16 protein-coding genes and 2 tRNA genes are annotated in these 20,424 nt (G+C 68.4%); 16 read left to right on the forward strand and 2 right to left on the reverse strand.

The features are described from left to right. The first annotated feature begins 72 nt into the window (after positions 1–72). From VV867_RS00055 to VV867_RS00115, 13 genes are all read left to right on the forward strand, one after another. The gene (locus VV867_RS00055) at positions 73–1,575 is read left to right on the forward strand and encodes an NAD(P)H-hydrate dehydratase (RefSeq protein WP_328565317.1); all 1,503 of its coding nucleotides are present in this window, start codon (positions 73–75) and stop codon (positions 1,573–1,575) included. Continuing rightward, positions 1,563–2,030, forward strand: coding sequence for a tRNA (adenosine(37)-N6)-threonylcarbamoyltransferase complex ATPase subunit type 1 TsaE (tsaE, locus tag VV867_RS00060; RefSeq protein ID WP_109933821.1), 468 nt, complete (start codon positions 1,563–1,565; stop codon positions 2,028–2,030). The genes VV867_RS00055 and tsaE overlap by 13 nt, the downstream gene beginning before the upstream one ends. 8 nt (positions 2,031–2,038) lie before the next feature. Beyond that, on the forward strand, positions 2,039–3,475 hold the full coding sequence (amiB, locus tag VV867_RS00065; protein WP_328565318.1) for an N-acetylmuramoyl-L-alanine amidase AmiB: 1,437 nt from the start codon (positions 2,039–2,041) through the stop codon (positions 3,473–3,475). Then, the gene (gene mutL / locus VV867_RS00070; protein ID WP_328565319.1) at positions 3,472–5,373 is read left to right on the forward strand and encodes a DNA mismatch repair endonuclease MutL; all 1,902 of its coding nucleotides are present in this window, start codon (positions 3,472–3,474) and stop codon (positions 5,371–5,373) included. The genes amiB and mutL overlap by 4 nt, the downstream gene beginning before the upstream one ends. 92 nt (positions 5,374–5,465) lie before the next feature. Beyond that, positions 5,466–6,431, forward strand: coding sequence for a tRNA (adenosine(37)-N6)-dimethylallyltransferase MiaA (gene miaA, locus VV867_RS00075; protein WP_109933818.1), 966 nt, complete (start codon positions 5,466–5,468; stop codon positions 6,429–6,431). Positions 6,432–6,531: 100 nt separating this feature from the next. Continuing rightward, complete coding sequence (gene hfq, locus VV867_RS00080) at positions 6,532–6,780, forward strand: RNA chaperone Hfq (protein ID WP_109933817.1); 249 nt, start codon at positions 6,532–6,534, stop codon at positions 6,778–6,780. A 12-nt stretch (positions 6,781–6,792) separates the two neighbouring features. Next, positions 6,793–8,094 (forward strand): ribosome rescue GTPase HflX, encoded by a 1,302-nt coding sequence (hflX, locus tag VV867_RS00085; protein WP_109933816.1) that lies wholly within the window; start codon positions 6,793–6,795, stop codon positions 8,092–8,094. A gap of 94 nt (positions 8,095–8,188) precedes the next feature. After that, complete coding sequence (gene hflK / locus VV867_RS00090; RefSeq protein ID WP_109933815.1) at positions 8,189–9,358, forward strand: FtsH protease activity modulator HflK; 1,170 nt, start codon at positions 8,189–8,191, stop codon at positions 9,356–9,358. Further along, a complete protein-coding gene (gene hflC, locus VV867_RS00095; protein ID WP_089389994.1) occupies positions 9,358–10,227 on the forward strand; it encodes a protease modulator HflC in 870 nt (289 codons plus the stop codon). The genes hflK and hflC overlap by 1 nt, the downstream gene beginning before the upstream one ends. Before the next feature lie 107 nt (positions 10,228–10,334). Continuing rightward, the gene (locus VV867_RS00100; RefSeq protein ID WP_009613466.1) at positions 10,335–10,520 is read left to right on the forward strand and encodes a DUF2065 domain-containing protein; all 186 of its coding nucleotides are present in this window, start codon (positions 10,335–10,337) and stop codon (positions 10,518–10,520) included. 35 nt (positions 10,521–10,555) lie between these two features. Beyond that, complete coding sequence (locus tag VV867_RS00105; protein WP_109933814.1) at positions 10,556–11,734, forward strand: ATP phosphoribosyltransferase regulatory subunit; 1,179 nt, start codon at positions 10,556–10,558, stop codon at positions 11,732–11,734. A 74-nt stretch (positions 11,735–11,808) separates the two neighbouring features. Next, positions 11,809–13,104, forward strand: a complete 1,296-nt coding sequence (locus VV867_RS00110) for an adenylosuccinate synthase (RefSeq protein WP_109933813.1) — start codon at positions 11,809–11,811, stop codon at positions 13,102–13,104. A 517-nt stretch (positions 13,105–13,621) separates the two neighbouring features. After that, positions 13,622–15,556, forward strand: a complete 1,935-nt coding sequence (locus VV867_RS00115) for a methyl-accepting chemotaxis protein (protein ID WP_328565320.1) — start codon at positions 13,622–13,624, stop codon at positions 15,554–15,556. An 88-nt stretch (positions 15,557–15,644) separates the two neighbouring features. Here the strand turns inward: VV867_RS00115 and VV867_RS00120 are convergent. Then, positions 15,645–15,731, reverse strand: a tRNA-Leu gene (locus VV867_RS00120). Between the two features lie 136 nt (positions 15,732–15,867). Further along, a tRNA-Leu gene (locus VV867_RS00125) sits at positions 15,868–15,954 on the reverse strand. Between the two features lie 206 nt (positions 15,955–16,160). Between VV867_RS00125 and rnr the strand changes: the two genes are divergently transcribed. The 3 genes from rnr (at position 16,161) to rpsF (ending at position 20,403) form a co-directional block, all read left to right on the forward strand. Beyond that, the gene (rnr, locus tag VV867_RS00130; protein ID WP_275628430.1) at positions 16,161–18,890 is read left to right on the forward strand and encodes a ribonuclease R; all 2,730 of its coding nucleotides are present in this window, start codon (positions 16,161–16,163) and stop codon (positions 18,888–18,890) included. After that, positions 18,887–19,636: a 23S rRNA (guanosine(2251)-2'-O)-methyltransferase RlmB gene (rlmB, locus tag VV867_RS00135; protein WP_328565321.1), complete on the forward strand. Its 750-nt coding sequence runs from the start codon at positions 18,887–18,889 to the stop codon at positions 19,634–19,636. Before rnr ends, rlmB begins: the two co-directional genes overlap by 4 nt. Positions 19,637–19,986: 350 nt before the next feature. Then, positions 19,987–20,403 carry a 30S ribosomal protein S6 gene (gene rpsF, locus VV867_RS00140; protein WP_074983333.1) on the forward strand — a complete coding sequence of 139 codons (417 nt, stop codon included), beginning with the start codon at positions 19,987–19,989 and terminating at the stop codon, positions 20,401–20,403. Positions 20,404–20,424: the final 21 nt, after the last annotated feature.

The following is a 20,424-nucleotide window of genomic DNA, read 5'->3' on the forward strand; positions in this document are numbered from 1 at the left end:
GAAAGCGGGACCGGGGTAGGTATAATTCTGCCAGACCGCGCCGACCGGCGCCCGATTCCCCGCGGAAACCCGATGAATTCGCATCCTCACGACAGCCTGCCGACCGCGCTGTACAGCGCCCGGCAGGTGCGCGACCTCGACGCGCGCCTGATCGCCGCCGGCACCCCCGGCTTCGAACTCATGCAGCGTGCCGCCCACGCGGCCTGGCGCGCCCTGCGCCGGCGCTGGCCGGACGCCGGGCGCCTGACGGTGCTGGCCGGGCACGGCAACAACGCCGGCGACGGCTACCTGGTCGCCGCCCTGGCCCGGCGCGCCGGCTGGAACGTGCGCGTGCTGGCGGTGGGCGATACCGCGCGGCTGGCCGGCGACGCCGCCTCGGCCCATGCCGAGGCCCTGGCCGCCGGCGTGACCATCCTGCCCTGGCACGAACACGCCGAACTGCATGGTGTGCTGGTGGATGCGCTGCTCGGCACCGGTCTTGGCGGCACGGTGCGTGATCCATACGCGACGGCCATCGCACGCATCAACGCCAGCGGCCTGCCGGTGCTGGCCATCGACATCCCCTCCGGCCTCAGCGCCGACACCGGCCAGGTGCTGGGCTGCGCGGTGCGCGCCGACCTGACGGTGACCTTCATCGGCCTCAAGTTCGGCCTGTTCACCGCCGAAGGCCCGGACCAGTGCGGCGAGCTGGCCTTCGACAACCTGGACGCCGACCCCGCGCAACTGCCCGGGGACGCCCAGGCCACGCGCCTGGCGCCGACCAGCCTGGCGCACCTGGCGCCGCGGCCGAAGGCGGCGCACAAGGGGCTGTTCGGCCACCTGCTGCTGATCGGCGGCGACCACGGCATGGGCGGCGCCAGCCTGCTGGCCGGCGAGGCGGCCCTGCGCAGCGGCGCCGGGCTGGTCTCCGTCGCCACCCGCGCCGCCCACGTGCCGGCGGCGCTGGCGCGTTGCCCGGAGCTGATGACCCGCGGCGTGTCCTCGTCCGCCGAGGTGCTGCGCGCCGCCGAGCGCGCCAGCGTGCTGGTGGTTGGCCCCGGCATCGGCCGCAACGCCTGGGGCCGCTGCCTGGCCAGCGCCGCGGCCAGCCTGGCGCTGCCCCAGGTGTGGGACGCCGATGCGCTCAACCTGCTGGCGGAGGGCCAGGTGCAGCGCCCGTCGGGCAGCCTGGTGATCACCCCGCATCCCGCCGAGGCGGCGCGCCTGCTGGGCCGCTCCACCGCCGAGGTGCAGGCCGACCGGGCCGCCGCCGCGCGCGAGCTGGCCAGCCGCTACCAGGCGGTGGCCGTGCTCAAGGGCGTCGGCAGCCTGGTCGCCGCGCCGGATGGGCGCCTGGCGCTGTGCTCCCATGGTCACCCGGCCATGGCCACCGCCGGCCTGGGCGACGTGTTGTCCGGCGTGGTCGGCGCGTTGCTGGCGCAGAAACTCGAGCCCTTCGACGCCGCCTGCCTGGCCGTCTGGCTGCATGCCCGTGCCGGCGAGGTGCTCGGCGCGCAGGGGCGGGGTCTCGCCGCCAGCGACCTGATCCCTGCCGTTCGTCAGTTGCTCGAGGAGTTTGCCCCATGCCTGAACTGAAGCTGTTCGCCGACGGCGAGGAGGCCATGTACGCACTGGGGGCGAGGATCGCCCAGGCTACCGGCGGGCACGGGGTGATCTACCTGCACGGAGACCTCGGCGCCGGCAAGACCACGCTCTCGCGCGGCATTCTGCGCGGCCTGGGCCATGCCGGGGCGGTGAAGAGCCCGACCTTCACCCTGGTCGAGCCCTACGAACTGGGCGAGGTGCGCGCCTTCCATTTCGATCTGTACCGCCTGGCCGACCCCGAGGAGCTGGAATATCTGGGCATCCGCGACTACTTCGAAGGCGACGCCCTGTGCCTGATCGAGTGGGCCGAAAGAGGCACGGGCATTTTGCCAAAGGCCGACCTGGACATTACCATTACTCCGCAAGCGGGCGGCCGCATGCTGCGCCTGGAACCGCACGGAGTGCGGGGCGAAGCCTGGTGCGCCGTCCTGGCTACGGGAGCATGAGAAAAAACATGGGTTGGGGGTTGCGCCTTCGGGCGCTGTTGGCCGGGTTGTTCATCCTGCTGGCGCTGGGCGCCGGCGAGGTTCTTGCCGCCGCGCAAATCACGCAGATCAAGAGCGTGCGCCTGTGGCGCGCACCGGACAACACCCGCCTGGTGTTCGACCTCTCCGGCCCGGTGCAGCACAGCCTGTTCACCCTCAGCGCGCCCAACCGCATCGTCATCGACCTGAGCGGCGCGCAGATGAGCACCGCGCTGAACCAGCTCAAGCTGAAGAACACCCCCATCACCTCGGTGCGCTCGGCGCAACGCTCGCCCACCGACCTGCGCCTGGTGCTGGACCTGTCTGCCCAGGTGACGCCCAAGAGCTTCGTCCTGCCGCCCAACCAGCAGTACGGCAACCGCCTGGTGGTGGACCTGTACGACCAGGGCGCGGACATCACCCCCGACGTGCCCGCCACGCCCACGCCGAACCAGCCGGCCACCCCGGTGACGCCGACGCAGCCGGTGGCCAAGGCGCCGGTGCCGGCCGGCGGCAAGCGCGACATCATCATCGCCATCGACGCCGGCCACGGCGGCGAGGACCCGGGCGCCTCCGGCCCCGGCGGCCTGCACGAGAAGAACATCACCCTGTCCATCGCCCGCGAGCTGCAACGGCAGATCAACCAGATGAAGGGCTTCCGCGCCGAGCTGACGCGCACCGGCGACTACTTCATCCCGCTGCGCGGGCGCACCGCCATCGCGCGCAAGAAGGGCGCCGACCTGTTCGTCTCCATCCACGCCGACGCCGCGCCCAGCCGCAGCGCCTTCGGCGCCTCGGTGTTCGCCCTCTCCGACCGCGGCGCCACCTCCGAGACCGCGCGCTGGCTGGCCGACAGCGAGAACCGTTCCGACCTGATCGGCGGCGACGGCAGCGTCAGCCTGGACGACAAGGACCACATGCTCGCCGGCGTGCTGCTCGACCTGTCGATGACCGCCACCATGTCCTCCAGCCTGGACGTCGGCCACAAGGTGCTGACCAACGTCGGCCGCGTCACCTCGCTGCACAAGAGCCGCGTGGAACAGGCCGGCTTCATGGTGCTGAAGTCGCCGGACATCCCGTCGATCCTGGTGGAGACCGGCTTCATCTCCAACCCCGGCGAGTCGCGCAAGCTCAACACCGCCTCGCACCAGCAGGCCCTGGCGCGCTCGATCGCCGCGGGCGTGCGCCAGTACTTCGTGCAGACGCCGCCGCCGGGCACCTACATCGCCTCGCTGCGCGACGGCGGGCAGCTTTCCAGCGGGCCGCGGCAGCACGTGGTGCGCGCCGGCGAGAGCCTGTCGATGATCGCCGCGCGCTATGACGTGAGCATGGCCACCCTGCGCAGCACCAACAACCTGAAGACCGATAGCGTGCGCATCGGCCAGGTGCTGAACATCCCCGCGACTTCCCTGGCGGCGCAGCAATGAACGAAGCACGTCGCATCCAGCTGCTCAGCCCGCGGCTGGCCAACCAGATCGCCGCCGGCGAGGTGGTCGAGCGCCCGGCCTCGGTGATCAAGGAACTGCTGGAGAACTGCCTGGACGCCGGCGCCAGGCGCATCGACGTCGAGGTGGAACAGGGCGGCATCAAGCTGCTTCGGGTGCGCGACGACGGCGGCGGCATCCCTGCCGATGACCTGCCGCTGGCCCTGGCGCGCCACGCCACCAGCAAGATTCGCGAGCTGGAAGACCTCGAGGCGGTGATGAGCCTGGGCTTCCGCGGCGAGGCCCTGGCCTCCATCAGTTCGGTCTCGCGGCTGACCATGACCTCGCGCACCGCCGACGCCGAGCAGGCCTGGCAGGTGGAGACCGAGGGCCGCGACATGCAGCCGCGGGTGCAGCCGGCGGCGCATCCGGTGGGCACCAGCGTCGAGGTCCGCGACCTGTTCTTCAACACCCCGGCGCGGCGCAAGTTCCTGCGTGCCGAGAAGACCGAGTTCGACCACCTGCAGGAAGTCATCAAGCGCCTGGCCCTGGCCCGCTTCGACGTGGCCTTCCACCTGCGCCACAACGGCAAGACCATCTTCAGCCTGCATGAGGCCGGCGACGAAGTGGCCCGCGCGCGCCGCGTCGGCGCCGTGTGCGGCCCGGCCTTCCTCGAGCAGGCGCTGCCCATCGAGATCGAGCGCAACGGCCTGCACCTGTGGGGCTGGGTCGGCCTGCCGACCTTCTCCCGCAGCCAGCCGGACCTGCAGTACTTCTACGTCAACGGCCGCATGGTGCGCGACAAGCTGGTCGCCCACGCGGTGCGCCAGGCCTACCGCGACGTGCTCTACAACGGCCGCCACCCGACCTTCGTGCTGTTCCTGGAGGTCGACCCGGCGACGGTGGACGTCAACGTGCACCCGACCAAGCACGAGGTGCGCTTCCGCGACAGCCGCATGGTCCACGACTTCCTCTACGGCACCCTGCACCGGGCGCTCGCCGAGGTGCGTCCGGACGACCAGCTGGCGCCGCCGGGGGCCACCACCCTGACCGTGCCGCGCCCGAGCGGCCTGGAGGCCGGCGAGTTCGGCCCGCAGGGCGAGATGAGCCTGTCCGAGAAGGTCCTGGAGGCGCCGGCCGCGGCGCGTACCTGGAGCGGCTCCGGAGGCTCCTCCGGCGGTGGTGGCGGCTATTCCTACCAGCCGCCGCGCCAGGACCTGCCGCCCGCCGCCGAGGCCCAGGGCGCCTACCGCGCCTATTTCGCGCCGCTGCCGGAGCAGTCCGCGCCCCAGCCTCTGCCCGAGAGCGCCCAGGACGTCCCGCCGCTGGGCTATGCCCTGGCCCAGCTCAAGGGCATCTACATCCTCGCCGAGAACGCCCACGGCCTGGTGCTGGTGGACATGCATGCGGCACATGAGCGCATCACCTACGAGCGCCTGAAAATCGCCATGGACAGCGAGGGCCTGCGCGGCCAGCCGCTATTGGTGCCCGAGTCCCTCGCGGTGAGCGAGCGCGAGGCCGACTGCGCCGAGGAGCACTCGGCCTGGTTCAGCCGGCTCGGCTTCGAGCTGCAGCGCCTGGGCCCGGAAACCCTGGCGATCCGCCAGGTCCCGGCGCTGCTCAAGCAGGCCGAGGCGACCCAGCTGGTGCGCGACGTGCTCGCCGACCTGCTGGAATACGGCACCAGCGACCGCATCCAGGCGCACCTCAACGAGCTGCTCGGGACCATGGCCTGCCACGGCGCGGTGCGCGCCAACCGGCGCCTGACGCTGCCGGAGATGAACGCCCTGCTGCGCGACATGGAAATCACCGAGCGCAGCGGCCAGTGCAACCACGGCCGGCCTACCTGGACGCAGCTGGGCCTGGACGAGCTGGACAAACTCTTCCTGCGCGGGCGTTGAAATAAAGCCAGCCGCAAGCCAAGTGCAGTAAACTGCGCGCCAATCGATTCAGCGCGCGGTTGGCGCGCGCCCGTTGCGCCGAAGAGTTGCCGATGTCCTCCCTGCCTCCCGCCATCTTCCTCATGGGCCCGACCGCCGCCGGCAAGACCGACCTGGCGCTGGAACTGGCGCGGCTGCTGCCTTGCGAGCTGGTCAGCGTGGATTCGGCGCTGGTCTACCGGGGCATGGACATCGGCACCGCCAAGCCGTCCAGGGAGATACTCGAACAGTTCCCGCACCGCCTGATCGACATCCGCGACCCGGCCGAAAGCTATTCGGCGGCGGAATTCCGCGCCGACGCGCTGGCGGCCATGGCCGAGATCACCGCGGCGGGGCGCATTCCCCTGCTGGTCGGCGGCACCATGCTGTATTTCAAGACATTGCTGGAAGGCCTGGCGGATATGCCCGGCGCCGATCCGGCGGTGCGCGCCGAACTCGAGGCCTGGGCCGCGGCCGAAGGCTGGGCGGCCCTGCATGCGGAGCTGCAGCGGGTCGATCCGGAGTCGGCGGCACGCATCCACCCCAACGACCCGCAACGCCTGGTCAGGGCGCTGGAAGTGCAACGCGTCAGCGGCTTGTCGATGAGCGACCACCGTCGTCGCCAGGCGGCTGAAAATGCCGGTGCCAGCGCGCCAGGCGGGGCGCAATTGCCGTATACTGTGGCGCAACTGGCGATTGCACCTCAGCAGCGCCAGGTACTGCACGCGCGAATCGCGCAACGTTTTCGTCAGATGCTGGAACAGGGCTTCATCGCCGAGGTCGAAGCACTTCGCGCGAGAGACGACTTGCACGCCGGGCTGCCATCCATTCGTGCCGTGGGCTACCGACAGGTATGGGAATACCTCGAGGGCAAACTGTCCTACGCTGAGATGGAGGAGCGCGGCGTGATTGCCACCCGGCAACTAGCCAAGCGCCAGTTCACCTGGCTGCGCAGCTGGGGCCATCTACACTGGTTGGACAGTCTGGCAGGCGACAATCTGCCGCGTGCCTTGAAATATCTTGAGGCGGTCTCCATATAGGTTCGAGACCATAATTCAGCCGTCTATCCTTGGGGTTACCGACGGCAAGAAGCCATTCGACTACTACTAAATCTATTGATTCCCTAAAGGAGTGCGGCATATGTCAAAAGGGCATTCGCTACAAGACCCTTACCTGAACACCCTGCGTAAAGAACGCGTACCGGTCTCCATCTATCTGGTGAACGGCATCAAACTGCAAGGTCAGATCGAATCCTTCGACCAGTTCGTGATTCTGCTGAAGAACACTGTCAGCCAGATGGTCTACAAGCACGCCATTTCCACCGTCGTGCCCAGCCGTCCGGTGCGTCTGCCCAGCGGCGATCAACCGGTCGAGCCGGGCAACGCTTGAGGGTAGCCCGCCTTGTTCTTTGAGCGCCCGGGTGGTGGGGAACGGGCCATTCTGGTGCATCTGGAAGGTCAGGACCCCGAGGCGCGCGAAGACCCGCAGGAATTCCAGGAGCTGGCCCGTTCGGCGGGTGCGGAGTCGGTGGCGTTCGTCAACGTTTCGCGCCATCAGCCGTCGGCCAAGTTCCTGATCGGCAGTGGCAAGGTCGATGAGCTGCGCGACCTGGTGCAAGCCCAGGAAGTCGAGCTGATCATCTTCAACCACACCCTGACGCCCAGCCAGGAACGCAACCTCGAACGCGTCCTCGAATGCCGGGTGCTCGACCGTACCGGTCTGATTCTCGACATCTTCGCCCAGCGCGCCCGCACCCATGAGGGCAAGCTGCAGGTGGAACTGGCTCAGCTCGAGCACATGAGCACGCGCCTGGTGCGCGGCTGGACCCACCTGGAAAGGCAGAAGGGCGGTATCGGCCTGCGCGGCCCGGGTGAAACCCAGCTGGAAACCGACCGCCGCCTGCTGCGCGCACGCATCCGCCAGATCAAGCAGCGCCTGGAGAAGGTCCGCAGCCAGCGCGAACAGGCCCGCCGTGGCCGGCGCCGGGCGGAAATCCCCTCGGTTTCGCTGGTCGGCTACACCAACGCCGGCAAGTCCACGCTGTTCAATGCCCTGACCACGTCCGAGGTCTACGCGGCCAACCAGCTGTTCGCCACCCTCGACCCGACCCTGCGCCGGCTCGAGCTGGAGGACGTCGGCCCGGTCGTGCTGGCCGACACCGTGGGCTTCATCCGTCACCTGCCGCACAAGCTGGTCGAGGCCTTCCGCGCTACGCTGGAAGAGTCGAGCAACGCCGACCTGCTGCTGCACGTGATCGACGCCCACGAGCCGGAGCGCGACGCGCAGGTGGAGCAGGTGCACGCGGTGCTGACCGAGATCGGCGCCAACGAGCTGCCGATGCTCGAGGTGTACAACAAGATCGACCTGCTGCCGGAAATGGACGCGCGAATCCAGCGCGACGAGACCGGCAAGCCGGTGCGGGTCTGGCTCTCCGCCCGTGACGGGCGCGGGCTGGAGCTGCTGGAAAAGGCGGTGGCCGAGCTGTTGGGCGACGACCTGTTCGTCGGTACGCTCTGCCTGCCGCAGCGCCTGGGGCGCCTGCGCGCACAGTTCTTCGAGCTGGGTGCGGTGCAGTCCGAGGACCATGACGAGCAGGGGCGCGCCGTTTTGCAGGTTCGCCTGCCGCGTGTCGAGTTGAACCGCCTGGTCAGCCGCGAGGGATGGCAGCCGGCGGAGTTCATTGCGCAACACACTTTGCAATAAAGCCCGGGACGGTGCTTTTGGCACCGAGGCGGGCATTCGGTAGCATGGGTGGTCGCGCCGCAGGCGCGTTTCGCGTTACTAGATGGAGAGCGCTATGGCTTGGAACGAGCCGGGTGACAACTCGAACAAGAATGATCAGGACCCCTGGGGTGGGCGCCGTGGTGGCGGCCGCCAGGGCCCTCCGGATCTCGATGAGGCCTTCCGCAAGCTGCAGGACAGCCTCAATCGCATCTTCGGCGGCAAGAAACCGCGCGGCGGCAGCCCCGTCGGCGGCAAGGGCGGTGGCCTGGGCCTGTTCGGCATCGGCCTGGCCGTGCTCGCCGTGCTCTGGCTGTACAACGCCATCTACGTGGTGGACGAGCAGGAGCAGGCGGTCATCCTGCGCATGGGCAAGTACTACGACACCGTGGGCCCGGGCCTGAACTTCTACTTCCCGCCGATCGACCGCCGGTTCCAGGAGAACGTCACCCGCGAGCGTGCCTACAGCAAGCAGGGGCAGATGCTCACCGAGGACGAGAACATCGTCGAGGTTCCGCTGACCGTGCAGTACAAGATCAGCAACCTGAAGGACTTCGTGCTCAACGTCGACCAGCCCGAGGTCAGCCTGCAGCACGCCACCGAGAGCGCTCTGCGCCACGTGGCCGGTTCCACCACCATGGACCAGATCCTCACCGAGGGCCGCGAACAGATGGCCACCGATGTGCGCGATCGCCTGCAGCGCTTCCTGGACACCTACAAGACCGGTATCACCGTCACCCAGGTGAACATCCAGAGCGCCGCCGCCCCGCGCGAGGTGCAGGAAGCCTTCGACGACGTGATCCGCGCCCGTGAAGACGAACAGCGCGAGAAGAACCAGGCGGAGGCCTACGCCAACGGCGTGGTGCCCGAAGCCCGTGGCCAGGCCCAGCGCATCATCGAGGAAGCCAACGGCTACCGCGACGAGGTGGTGTCCCGCGCCGAGGGTGAGGCGGATCGCTTCAGCAAGCTGGTCGCCGAGTACCGCAAGGCGCCCGAGGTGACCCGCGAGCGCCTGTACCTGGACTCCATGCAGGACGTGCTGTCGCAGAGCAGCAAGGTGCTGGTCACCGGGCAGCAGGGGCAGAACAACCTGATCTACCTGCCGCTGGACAAGATGATCGACGGCCGTGGCTCGGCGACCCCGGGCAGTGGCGCGACGGGCACGACGAGCAGCACGCCGGACATCGGCTCGCGGGTCGCCAGCGACCTGCAGCAACGTGACCTGCGCACCAGGGAGAGCCGCTGATGAGTAACAAGTCCCTGATCGCCCTGATCGCCGCCGTGGTGGCTGCCGTGGCGCTGTGGAGCAGCATCTACGTGGTGCAGCAGACCGAGCGTGCGGTGCTGTTGCGCTTTGGTCGCGTGGTCGAGCCGGACGTGCAGCCCGGCCTGCACTTCAAGATTCCGTACGTCAACCAGGTGCGCAAGTTCGACGGCCGCCTGCTGACCCTGGACTCGCCGACCCAGCGCTTCCTCACCCTGGAGAAGAAGGCGGTGATGGTCGACGCCTACGCCAAGTGGCGCGTCTCCGACGCCGAGCGCTTCTACACCGCGACCTCGGGCCTCAAGCAGATCGCCGACGAGCGCCTGTCGCGGCGCCTGGAAGCCGGCCTGCGCGACCAGTTCGGCAAGCGCACCCTGCACGAGGTGGTGTCCGGCGAGCGCGACGCCCTGATGGGCGACATCACCGCGTCGCTCAACCGCATGGCGCAGAAGGAGCTGGGCATCGAGGTCATCGACGTGCGCGTCAAGGCCATCGACCTGCCGAAGGAAGTCAACCGCAGCGTGTTCGAGCGCATGAGCACCGAGCGCGAGCGCGAGGCCCGCGAGCACCGCGCCAAGGGCCGCGAGCTGGCCGAGGGCATCCGCGCCGACGCCGACCGCCAGCGCCGCGTGCTGCTGGCCGAGGCCTATCGGCAGTCCGAGGAAACCCGCGGTGAGGGCGACGCCAAGGCGGCGGCGATCTACGCCAAGGCCTACAGCCAGGACCCGGAGTTCTACGCCTTCACCCGTAGCCTCAAGGCCTATCGCGACAGCTTCGCCGACAAGAAGGACGTCCTGGTGCTGAGCCCGGAAAACGAGTTCTTCCGTTACCTGGAGAAGTCCAAGCCCTGAGTGGGGTTCTCCGGCGGGCGGCAGCGCCCGCCGGAGAAAACGTGTTATCATGGGTCAGCCGGGAAATCCCGGCTTTTTTGCGTCCGCGAGATCTGTGTACAAGGGCCATGTGGCAGGAATTCGGCAAAGCGTTCTGTCTGTTGCTGGTGCTGGAGGGCATCCTCCCTTTCCTGTATCCGCGTGGCTGGCGTGAGGCCGTCAGCGGGCTCGGTCGCCTCGACGACCGGCGCCTGCGGCTCATCGGGCTGGGCAGCATGCTGCTCGGCACCGGCCTTCTTTACTGGATTCACTAGATGAATTGCCGCCCGGCTGAAAGGGGAGAGGCGACATGGCAACGGTAGACCGCTGGCTGCTGCCAGATGGGATCGAAGAAGTGCTGCCACCTGAGGCGGCGCGCGTCGAAGCAGCCCGGCGTCAGGTGCTGGACCTGTTCCAGCGCTGGGGTTACGAGTTCGTCGTCACCCCGCACATCGAATACCTGGAGTCCCTGCTGACCGGTGCCGGCCAGGACCTGGACCTGCGCACCTTCAAGGTCACCGACCCGGCCTCGGGCCGGCTCATGGGCTTCCGTGCGGACATCACGCCGCAAGTGGCGCGCATGGACGCCCACAGCCTGCGCCGCGAGGGCCCGAACCGCCTGTGCTACGCCGGCAGCGTGCTGCATGCCCGCCCGCGTGCCCTGGCCACCTCGCGCAGCCCGATCCAGCTGGGCGCCGAGCTTTACGGCGACGCCAGCCCGGCGAGCGACGTCGAAGTCATCAGCCTGATGCTCGACATGCTGGCCATGGCCGAGGTGCCGGACGTGCACATGGACCTCGGCCACGTCGGCATCTACCGTGGCCTGGCCCGTGCCGCCGGCCTTTCCGGCGAGGCTGAGCAGGCCCTGTTCGACGCCCTGCAGCGCAAGGCGGTGGATGAAGTCGCCGCGCTCACCGACAGCCTGCCGGCCGAACTCGCCGGCATGCTCCGCGCCCTGGCCGAGCTGTGCGGCAGCCGCGAGGTACTGGAGCAGGCCGCCGCGGTGCTGGCCGGCGCGCCGGCGGTGGTCAAGGCCGCCCTGGCCGACCTGGTCGCCATTGCCGACGCCCTGGCGCAACGCTTCCCGCAGCTGCCGCTGTACTTCGACCTCGGCGAGCTGCGCGGCTACCACTATCACACGGGGGTGGTGTTCGCCGCCTTCGTGCCCGGCGTCGGCGAGTCCATCGCCCAGGGTGGTCGCTACGACCACATCGGCGCCGACTTCGGCCGTGCGCGGCCGGCCACCGGCTTCTCCACCGACCTGAAGACCCTGGTGACCCTGGGCCAGGCTCAGTTGGACGCGCCGGTGCAAGGCATCTGGGCGCCGGCCGAAGGGGCCGGCCTCTGGCAGGCGGTGCAGCAGCTGCGCCGCGACGGACGGCGCGTGGTTCAGGCGCTGCCCGGGCAGGATGCGGCTTCGGCGCGCGAGGCGGGTTGCGATGCGCAACTGCAGCTGCGCGAAGGCAATTGGCAGGTGGTGCCTTTCTGACCCGTGATCGACGGGCACCGCGAGTTTCCGCCGGCCGAGGCCGGCACCGAATATCCACGATGGGGACAAGTGTTATGGGTAAGAATGTCGTAGTCCTGGGCACCCAGTGGGGTGATGAGGGCAAAGGCAAGATCGTCGACTTGCTCACCGACCAGGCTGCTGCCGTGGTTCGTTACCAGGGCGGCCACAACGCCGGCCACACCCTGGTGATCGACGGCGAGAAGACCGTGCTGCACCTGATTCCGTCGGGCATCCTGCGCGAAGGCGTGCAGTGCCTGATCGGCAACGGCGTGGTGCTGGCGCCCGACGCGCTGCTGCGCGAGATCGTCAAGCTGGAAGAGAAGGGCGTACCGGTGCGCGAGCGCCTGCGTATCAGTCCGTCCTGCCCGCTGATCCTGTCCTTCCACGTGGCCCTCGACCAGGCGCGCGAGAAGGCCCGCGGCGACGCCAAGATCGGCACCACCGGCCGCGGCATCGGCCCGGCCTACGAAGACAAGGTCGCCCGTCGCGGCCTGCGCGTGGCCGACCTGTTCCACCGCGAGCGCTTCGCCGCCAAGCTGGGCGAGCTGCTGGACTACCACAACTTCGTCCTGCAGAACTATTACAAGGAGCCGGCGGTCGACTTCCAGAAGACCCTGGACGAGTGCATGGCCTACGCCGAGCAGCTCAAGCCGCTGCTGGCCGACGTCACCTCGACCCTGCACGACCTGCGCCGCGCCGACCAGAACATCATGTTCGAAGGCGCCCAGGGCTCGCTGCTGGACATCGACCACGGCACCTACCCGTTCGTCACCAGCTCCAACACCACCGCCGGCGGCACCGCCACCGGTTCCGGTTTCGGCCCGCTGTACCTGGACTACATCCTGGGCATCACCAAGGCCTACACCACCCGCGTGGGTTCGGGCCCGTTCCCGACCGAGCTGTTCGACGACGTCGGCGCGCACCTGGCCAAGGTCGGCCACGAGTTCGGCGCCACCACCGGCCGTGCCCGCCGTTGCGGCTGGTTCGACGCCGTGATCCTGCGTCGCGCCATCGAGATCAACAGCCTGTCCGGCCTGTGCCTGACCAAGCTGGACGTGCTCGACGGCCTGGAAACCGTGCGTATCTGCACCGGCTACAAGAACGCCGCCGGCGAACTGCTGGTCGATGCGCCGACCGATGCCGACAGCTACATCGGCCTGCAGCCGGTGTACGAGGAGCTGCCGGGCTGGAGCGAATCCACCGTCGGCGCCAAGACCCTGGAAGCCCTGCCGGCCAACGCCCGCGCCTACATCGCGCGCATCGAGGAGCTGGTCGGTGCGCCCATCGACATCATCTCCACCGGCCCGGACCGCAACGAGACCATCGTCCTGCGCCATCCGTTCGGCTGATCCGTCGCGGCGCTAGCTGCTGCGAAGGGTGTGAAGAGCCGCTTCTCCTGATGGGGAAGCGGCTTTTTCGTTTGGGGCTGGGGCTCTTCGTAGGAGCGAGCTTGCTCGCGAACCCTGCTCGCCTGTGGCTACGGTGCCTTGGTTTGACTCTTCCCTCTCCCCAGCCCTCGGCTGCGCGCCCCGCCCTGAAGGGAGAGGGGGCAGTCCGTGCCGGCTGAAAGCTAAATTTCAACCGGTAGCTTTCGGCATTGCCGGCTGACTCCAAAGCATCCAAACACACCGAACGGTCCCCTCTCCCTTCAGGGAGAGGGTTAGGGAGAGGGGGCTCTCGGGGCGAACGCCAAACGCTCACCAATAAACACCCTTCGCGAGCAAGAACTAGGCGTCCCCCTCGCTCCTACGAAAAAGCCCCCAACCCCACTCCGCCGGTAAATGGCCACCTCGACGGCACGCCCCTTGCTGGCAAATGGCATCGGCGCATCCCGCGCCAGTATTCCGTTACCCGAGGAGGCACTCCGTGTCCGCCGTCCTTTCGCTTTTGCGCAGCCGCCTGCTGCGCCCCGTGTTCATCGCCCTGGGCCTGGCGCTGCTGGTGCAGTTGCTGATCGCCCTGTGGCTCACCCGCAGTACCGTGGACCAACTGGTGGCCGACCTGGGCGAGCGCCTGGGCGGCCAGTCGCAGCGCCTGGCCGGCGAGCTGGAGCGCGCCGGTGGCGAGCTGAGCTCCGGGCTGACCGAGTTGTCCGCCCGTACCCGCGAGCGCCTTGGCGCCGCCTTGTCGGCGCGCCTGGAGGAGGAGCGTGGTGAAACCCGCCGGAGCCTCGAACAGAGCCTGCGGCAATCCGCCGAGCAGCTCGCCCAACTGCTCGCCGCCGTGGCGCCCAAGGCCATGTGGGACAATGACGTGCCGACGCTCTCCGAGTACGCCCGGCGCGCCCAGGCCAACCCCAACGTGCTCTTCGTGGTCTACGACGATGCCCAGGGGCAGCACCTGACGCGCTACCTCAACCGCGAGGACCCGCGCATCCAGGCGCTGCTCGCCAAGGGCCAGGGCGAGCGGGCCCTGGACAAGGTGCTGGAGGCGGCGGCCCACGACGATTCGGTGATTCTCGCCAGCGTGCCCATCAGCCCCAATGGCGTGGTGATAGGTACCGTGCGCCTGGGCATTTCCACGGCCGAGGTGGAAAAGCAGGTGGAGGCCCTGGACAAGCGCTTCTCCGCCCTGATCGCCAGTGGCGACCAACTGGTGGCCGACAGCCTGGCCGGCGCCGCCGCAGACAGCAACAAGGCGCTGAGTGCCCGCCTGCAGGCGGCGCAGCAGGCGGCCGGCGAGATGAGCCAGGGCGCCCGCGGCGCGGTGGAAGCTTCCGCCAGCAGCCTGCGCTGGCACATCGGCCTGGGGCTGTTGCTGGTGGGGCTGGGTGTGCTGCTGGTGCTGGCCCTGGTGCTCGGGCGGCGGGTGGTCAATCGCCTGCGCCTGTTGATCGATGCGCTCGACGACCTGGCGGCCGGGGAGGGCGACCTGACCCGCCGCGTGCGCCTGGACAGCCGTGACGAGGTGGGTGAGATGGCGACCGCGGTGAACCGCTTCGTCGACAAATTGCAGCCCATCGTCCGCGAGGCGGGGCAAGTGGCGCAGCGTACCGGCAGCGAGATCGCCGCGCTGGCCTCGCGCAGCGCCAGCGCCGAGGCGGCCGCCGACCGCCAGCGCAACGAGGTGGCGGGCAGCCTGGAGGCGCTTGCCGGTATGGCCGCGGAGGCCCAGCTGGAAAGCCAGGCCATGCAGGAGGCGCTGCTGCGCGTGGCATCCATCCGCAAGGCGGCCGACGACAACGCCGCCATCGCCCGGCGCGTCGGTGGCCTCATCGAGACCCTGGAGTCCCGCGTGCAGAGCGGCGCCGGGGTGATCGAGAAGCTGGCGCAGCAGAGCGAGCAGATCGAGGTGGTGCTCTCGGTGATCCACGGCATCGCCGAGCAGACCAACCTGCTGGCGCTCAACGCCGCCATTGAGGCGGCCCGCGCCGGCGAGAGCGGCCGCGGTTTCGCCGTGGTGGCCGACGAGGTACGGGCGCTGGCGAGCAAGACGCAGCAATCCACCGGCGACATCCAGACGCATATCGACGCCTTGCAGCGTGGCGCGCGCGAGGCGGTGGAGGCCATCGGCCAGGCGCGCGAGCAGGCGGTGCAGGGGCTGGCCGCGCTGCATGACAGCGAGCGCCTGCAGCGCGAAGTGCAGCGGGCCGTGGAGGAGGTGCATGGCGCCATCGAGTCGGCGGCCCATGCCGCCGAGCAGCAGGCCGCCGGTGCGGTCGCGGTGCGCGGGCGTGTCGAGGTGATCCATGCCGAGGCGGGGCGCGCCGCGGAAGCCGTGGCGGCAACCGCCAGCAGCGGGCGTGTGCTGGATGGCCTGGCGGCGCAGCTGCGCGCCAGCCTGGGGCAGTTCAAGGCATGAGGGGAGGGGCTGGGCGATGTGCCCGGCCCGCACCTGCGAACGACGGAAACGAAAAAGCCGAGCAGTGCTCGGCTTTTTCGCTTGAAGATGGTGCCCAGGAGAAGACTCGAACTTCCACGGTGTTGCCACCGCTAGGACCTGAACCTAGTGCGTCTACCAATTCCGCCACCTGGGCATGCTTTTCAGCATGGGGTGCGATGATCGCTCATCGTCTTGCGGTATTGCAACCTTTCGGTCGCTTCGGCGTCTCAATGTCCGGTTATCAGGGTTCCGAACCGCCGCGATACAGCCATTGGCTCTATCGTGAAAAATGGTGCCCAGGAGAAGACTCGAACTTCCACGGTGTTGCCACCGCTAGGACCTGAACCTAGTGCGTCTACCAATTCCGCCACCTGGGCACTGGATGCGATGATTGCTCATCGTTTCCGTGTTACAACGTCTCAGTGACGCTGTGGGCGCGAACTATACGGAGCCCACTTTGGCTTGTAAACCCCTGATGCGATAAAAAATTTATTCTTGGTCAAAGCTGACCGACGAGCGGATTTCGCGCTTCAATAAGCAGATGACGCTCATATCTATAGACGAATAAGGTGCTCTCACCCTGATGGCCGATTGGCAAACCCTCGATCCCGAGGCCGCCCGCGAAGCGGAAAAATACGAAAACCCCATCCCCAGCCGCGAACTCATCCTGGCGCACCTCGCCGAACGCGGCGCGCCTGCGACCCGCGCGCAACTGCTGGAAGAATTCAAGCTCGCCGACGAGGAGTCGGAAGAAGCTCTGCGCCGTCGCCTGCGCGCCATGGAGCGCGATGGCCAGCTCATCTATACCCGCCGCGGCGCCTACGCCCCGGTGGACAAGCTCGACCTGATCCGCGGCCGTATCGCCGGCCACCGTGACGGCTTTGGCTTCCTGATCCCCGACGACGGCAGCGACGACCTGTTCCTCAGCCCCACGCAGATGCGCCTGGTGTTCGATGGCGACCGCGCCCTGGCGCGGGTCTCCGGCTTCGACCGCCGCGGCCGCCGCGAAGGCGCCATCGTCGAGGTGATCGAGCGTGCCCACGAGACCCTGGTCGGCCGCTACTTCGAAGAGGGCGGCATCGGCACCGTGGTCGCCGACAACCCGAAGATCCAGCAGGAAGTGCTGATCGCCCCGGGCAAGAACGGCACCGCCAAGCACAACCAGTTCGTCCAGGTGCGCATCGAGCAGTGGCCCAGCGTGCACCGCCAGGCCCAGGGCGAAGTGGTGGAAGTGCTGGGCGACTACATGGCGCCGGGCATGGAGATCGAAGTCGCCCTGCGCAGCTACGACATCCCCCATGTCTGGCCCCAGGGCGTGGAGACGGAAGCGGCCAAGCTCAAGCCCGAAGTGGCGGAGAAGGACAAGGAGAAACGCGTCGACCTGCGCACCCTGCCGTTCGTGACCATCGACGGCGAGGACGCCCGCGATTTCGACGACGCCGTCTACGCCGAGAAGCGCAAGGGCGGCGGCTGGAAGCTGTACGTCGCCATCGCCGACGTCTCCCACTATGTAAAAGTGGGCTCGGCGCTGGACGAGGAGGCGGCCAAGCGCGGCAACTCGGTGTACTTCCCCGAGCGCGTCATCCCCATGCTGCCGGAAATCCTCTCCAACGGCCTGTGCTCGCTGAACCCGCTGGTCGACCGCCTGGCCATGGTCTGCGAGATGAACCTGTCCAAGGCCGGCAAGATGACCGGCTACCAGTTCTACGAGGCGGTCATCCACTCCCACGCGCGGCTCACCTACACCAAGGTCAGCCAGTACCTGGAGACCCCGGACAGCCCCGAGGCCGCGCGCCTGGCCGAGCAACTGCCGAACGTGGTGCCGCACCTGCGCACCCTCTATGACCTGTACAAGGTGCTGGTCGCCGCCCGCCACGTGCGCGGCGCCATCGACTTCGAGACCCAGGAGACGCGCATCGTCTTCGGCGCCGACCGCAAGATCTCGGAGATCCGCCCGACCCAGCGCAACGACGCGCACAAGCTGATCGAGGAATGCATGCTGGCGGCCAACGTGGCCACCGCCAAGTTCCTCGAGAAGCTGGAAATCCCCGCGCTGTACCGCGTCCACGATGGCCCGCCGCAGGAGAAGCTGAACAACCTGCGGCAGTTCCTCGGCGAGCTGGGCCTGACCCTCTACCGCGGCAAGGGCGAGCCGACCCCCGGCGACTACCAGGCGCTGCTCGAGTCCATCCAGGGCCGCCCGGACTTCCAGCTGATCCAGACGGTGATGCTGCGCTCGCTCAGCCAGGCGGTGTACAGCCCGGAGAACCACGGGCACTTCGGCCTGAACTACGAGGCCTACACCCACTTCACGTCGCCGATCCGCCGCTACCCGGACCTGCTGGTGCACCGCGCCATCCGCAGCGTGGTCCGCTCCAAGCGCGAGACCGACCTGGTGCAGCGCGCCGGCGCCACCAGCATGGCCAAGGCACGCATCTACCCGTACGACGAGCCGCGCCTGGAGCAGCTCGGCGAGCAGTGCTCGATGACCGAGCGGCGCGCCGACGAGGCCACCCGCGACGTCACCAACTGGCTGAAGTGCGAATACATGCGCGACCGCGTCGGCGAGACCTTCGACGGCGTGATCACCGCGGTCACCGGCTTCGGCATCTTCGTCGAGCTGACCGACATCTATGTGGAAGGCCTGGTGCACGTCACCGCGCTGCCCGGCGACTACTACCACTTCGACGCCGTGCACCACCGCCTGGCCGGCGAGCGCACCGGGCGCAGCTTCCGCCTCGGCGACACCACCCAGGTGGTGGTGGCGCGGGTCGACCTGGACGAGCGCAAGATCGACTTCGAACTGGCCGACAACGTGCTCAGCGCGCCCATCGGTCGCAAGAAGCGCGGCGACAAGGCCGAAGCGGCCAAGCCCGGCAAACCTGCCAAGGCCGCCAAGCCGGCCAGGGCCAAGGGCCAGCCGCGCGAGCTGGCGCAGGAAGTGCCGGAGCCGCCGCTGCCCGGTGTGCAGCCGCGCAAGCGCAAGGTCGGCGTGGTCCAGGCGTTGCCCTCGGTCGCGCCGGAAATGCTCGCCAAGGCCGACGAGATGCTCGGCAACACCGACGTCAGGAAAAGCCGCGCGCTGAAGCAGGCGTTGCTCGACGAAGCCAAGGTGGGTAGCAAGCGGCCGCCGGCCAAGGCCCAGGGCACGCCGGCGAAGAACGCCAAGGCCGCTGCGGAGAAGCCGCGCAAGCCATCGAAGCAGAAGGCCAAGGCCGCCAAGCCGAGCAAGCATCGCAAGGGGCCGTCCAAGCCCAAGGCGGAAGGCACCGGCCAGGGCGACGCGGCAAGCAAGCGTAAGGCGAAGCCATGAGCCAGTGGGAAAAGGTCTACGGCGTGCACGCCGTGGAGGCTTTGCTGCGCCATCACCCCAAGCGCGTCAAGCAGCTGTGGCTGGCCGAGGGCCGGCACGACCCGCGGGTCCAGGCGCTGGCCGAGCTGGCCGGGCAAATGCGGGTGCCGGTGGGCACCCGTGAGCGCAAGGAGCTCGACGAGTGGGCCGAGGGCGTGCACCAGGGCGTGGTCGCCGAGGTCAGCCCGAGCCAGGTGTGGGGCGAGAACATGCTCGAGGAACTGCTCGAGCGCACCCCGGGGCCGGCCTTGCTGCTGGCCCTGGACGGCGTCACCGACCCGCACAACCTCGGCGCCTGCCTGCGCACCGCCGATGCCGCCGGCGCGCTGGCGGTGATCGTGCCCAAGGACAAGTCGGCGACCCTCAACGCCACCGTGCGCAAGGTCGCCTGCGGCGCCGCCGAAGTCATCCCGCTGGTGGCCGTGACCAACCTCGCGCGCACCCTGGAGAAGCTCCAGCAACGCGGCCTGTGGGTGGTCGGCACGGCCGGCGAGGCGACCCAGACCCTCTACGAACTGGACCTGACCGGGCCCACGGTGCTGGTCATGGGCGCCGAGGGCAAGGGCATGCGCCGCCTGACCCGCGAGCACTGCGACTACCTGGCCAAGCTGCCCATGGGCGGCAGCGTCAGCAGCCTGAATGTGTCGGTGGCCACCGGGGTTTGCCTGTTCGAGATCGTCCGCCAGCGCCAGGTGAAAAAGGCCTAAGAGCGGCTGCAAGCGACAAGCGACAAGCGACAAGCTGCAGGCAAGAGCGAAGAGCCAGTCCCGTCCCCCCTGTAGGAGCGAGCTTGCTCGCGAACCAAACCCGGCACCGTGCCCACCCGGTTCGCGAGCAAGCTCGCTCCTACGAAGAGCCCCGCACATGCTCTTCGCCTGTAGCCTGTAGCTGCTCAATTATTCATCAATCCGCCTTGCGCCAACCCACCCCTTTCCCTAGAATGTCGCCCCTTGCCGTCCGGGCAGGCGTTTACGCGTCCACCCGTCGGCAAGTCAAAAAGACATTCACTCCTTGCCTGACCGCATCGTCGGCAGGCTGCAACCCGTAAGGAGCATTTATGCGTCATTACGAAATCGTGTTCCTGGTTCACCCGGACCAGAGCGAGCAAGTCGGTGGCATGGTCGAGCGTTACACCAAGGTCATCGAAGAAGACGGTGGCAAGGTTCACCGCCTGGAAGACTGGGGCCGTCGTCAACTGGCTTACGCCATCAACAACGTGCACAAGGCTCACTACGTTCTGCTGAACGTCGAGTGCAGCGCCAAGGCCCTGGCCGAGCTGGAAGACAACTTCCGCTACAACGACGCCGTCATCCGTAACCTGGTGATCCGTCGCGACGAAGCCGTTACCGGCCAGTCCGAAATGCTGAAGGCCGAAGAGAGCCGCAACGAGCGCCGCGAGCGCCGTGAGCGTCCCGACGCCAACGAAAACGAGTCCGCTGACGGCGAAGACAGCCGCGACAGCGCCGACGAGTAATCCCGGACCAGTATTGAGGAG

The organism is Pseudomonas sp. JH-2 (assembly GCF_036231725.1).
Lineage (GTDB): Bacteria > Pseudomonadota > Gammaproteobacteria > Pseudomonadales > Pseudomonadaceae > Pseudomonas > Pseudomonas delhiensis.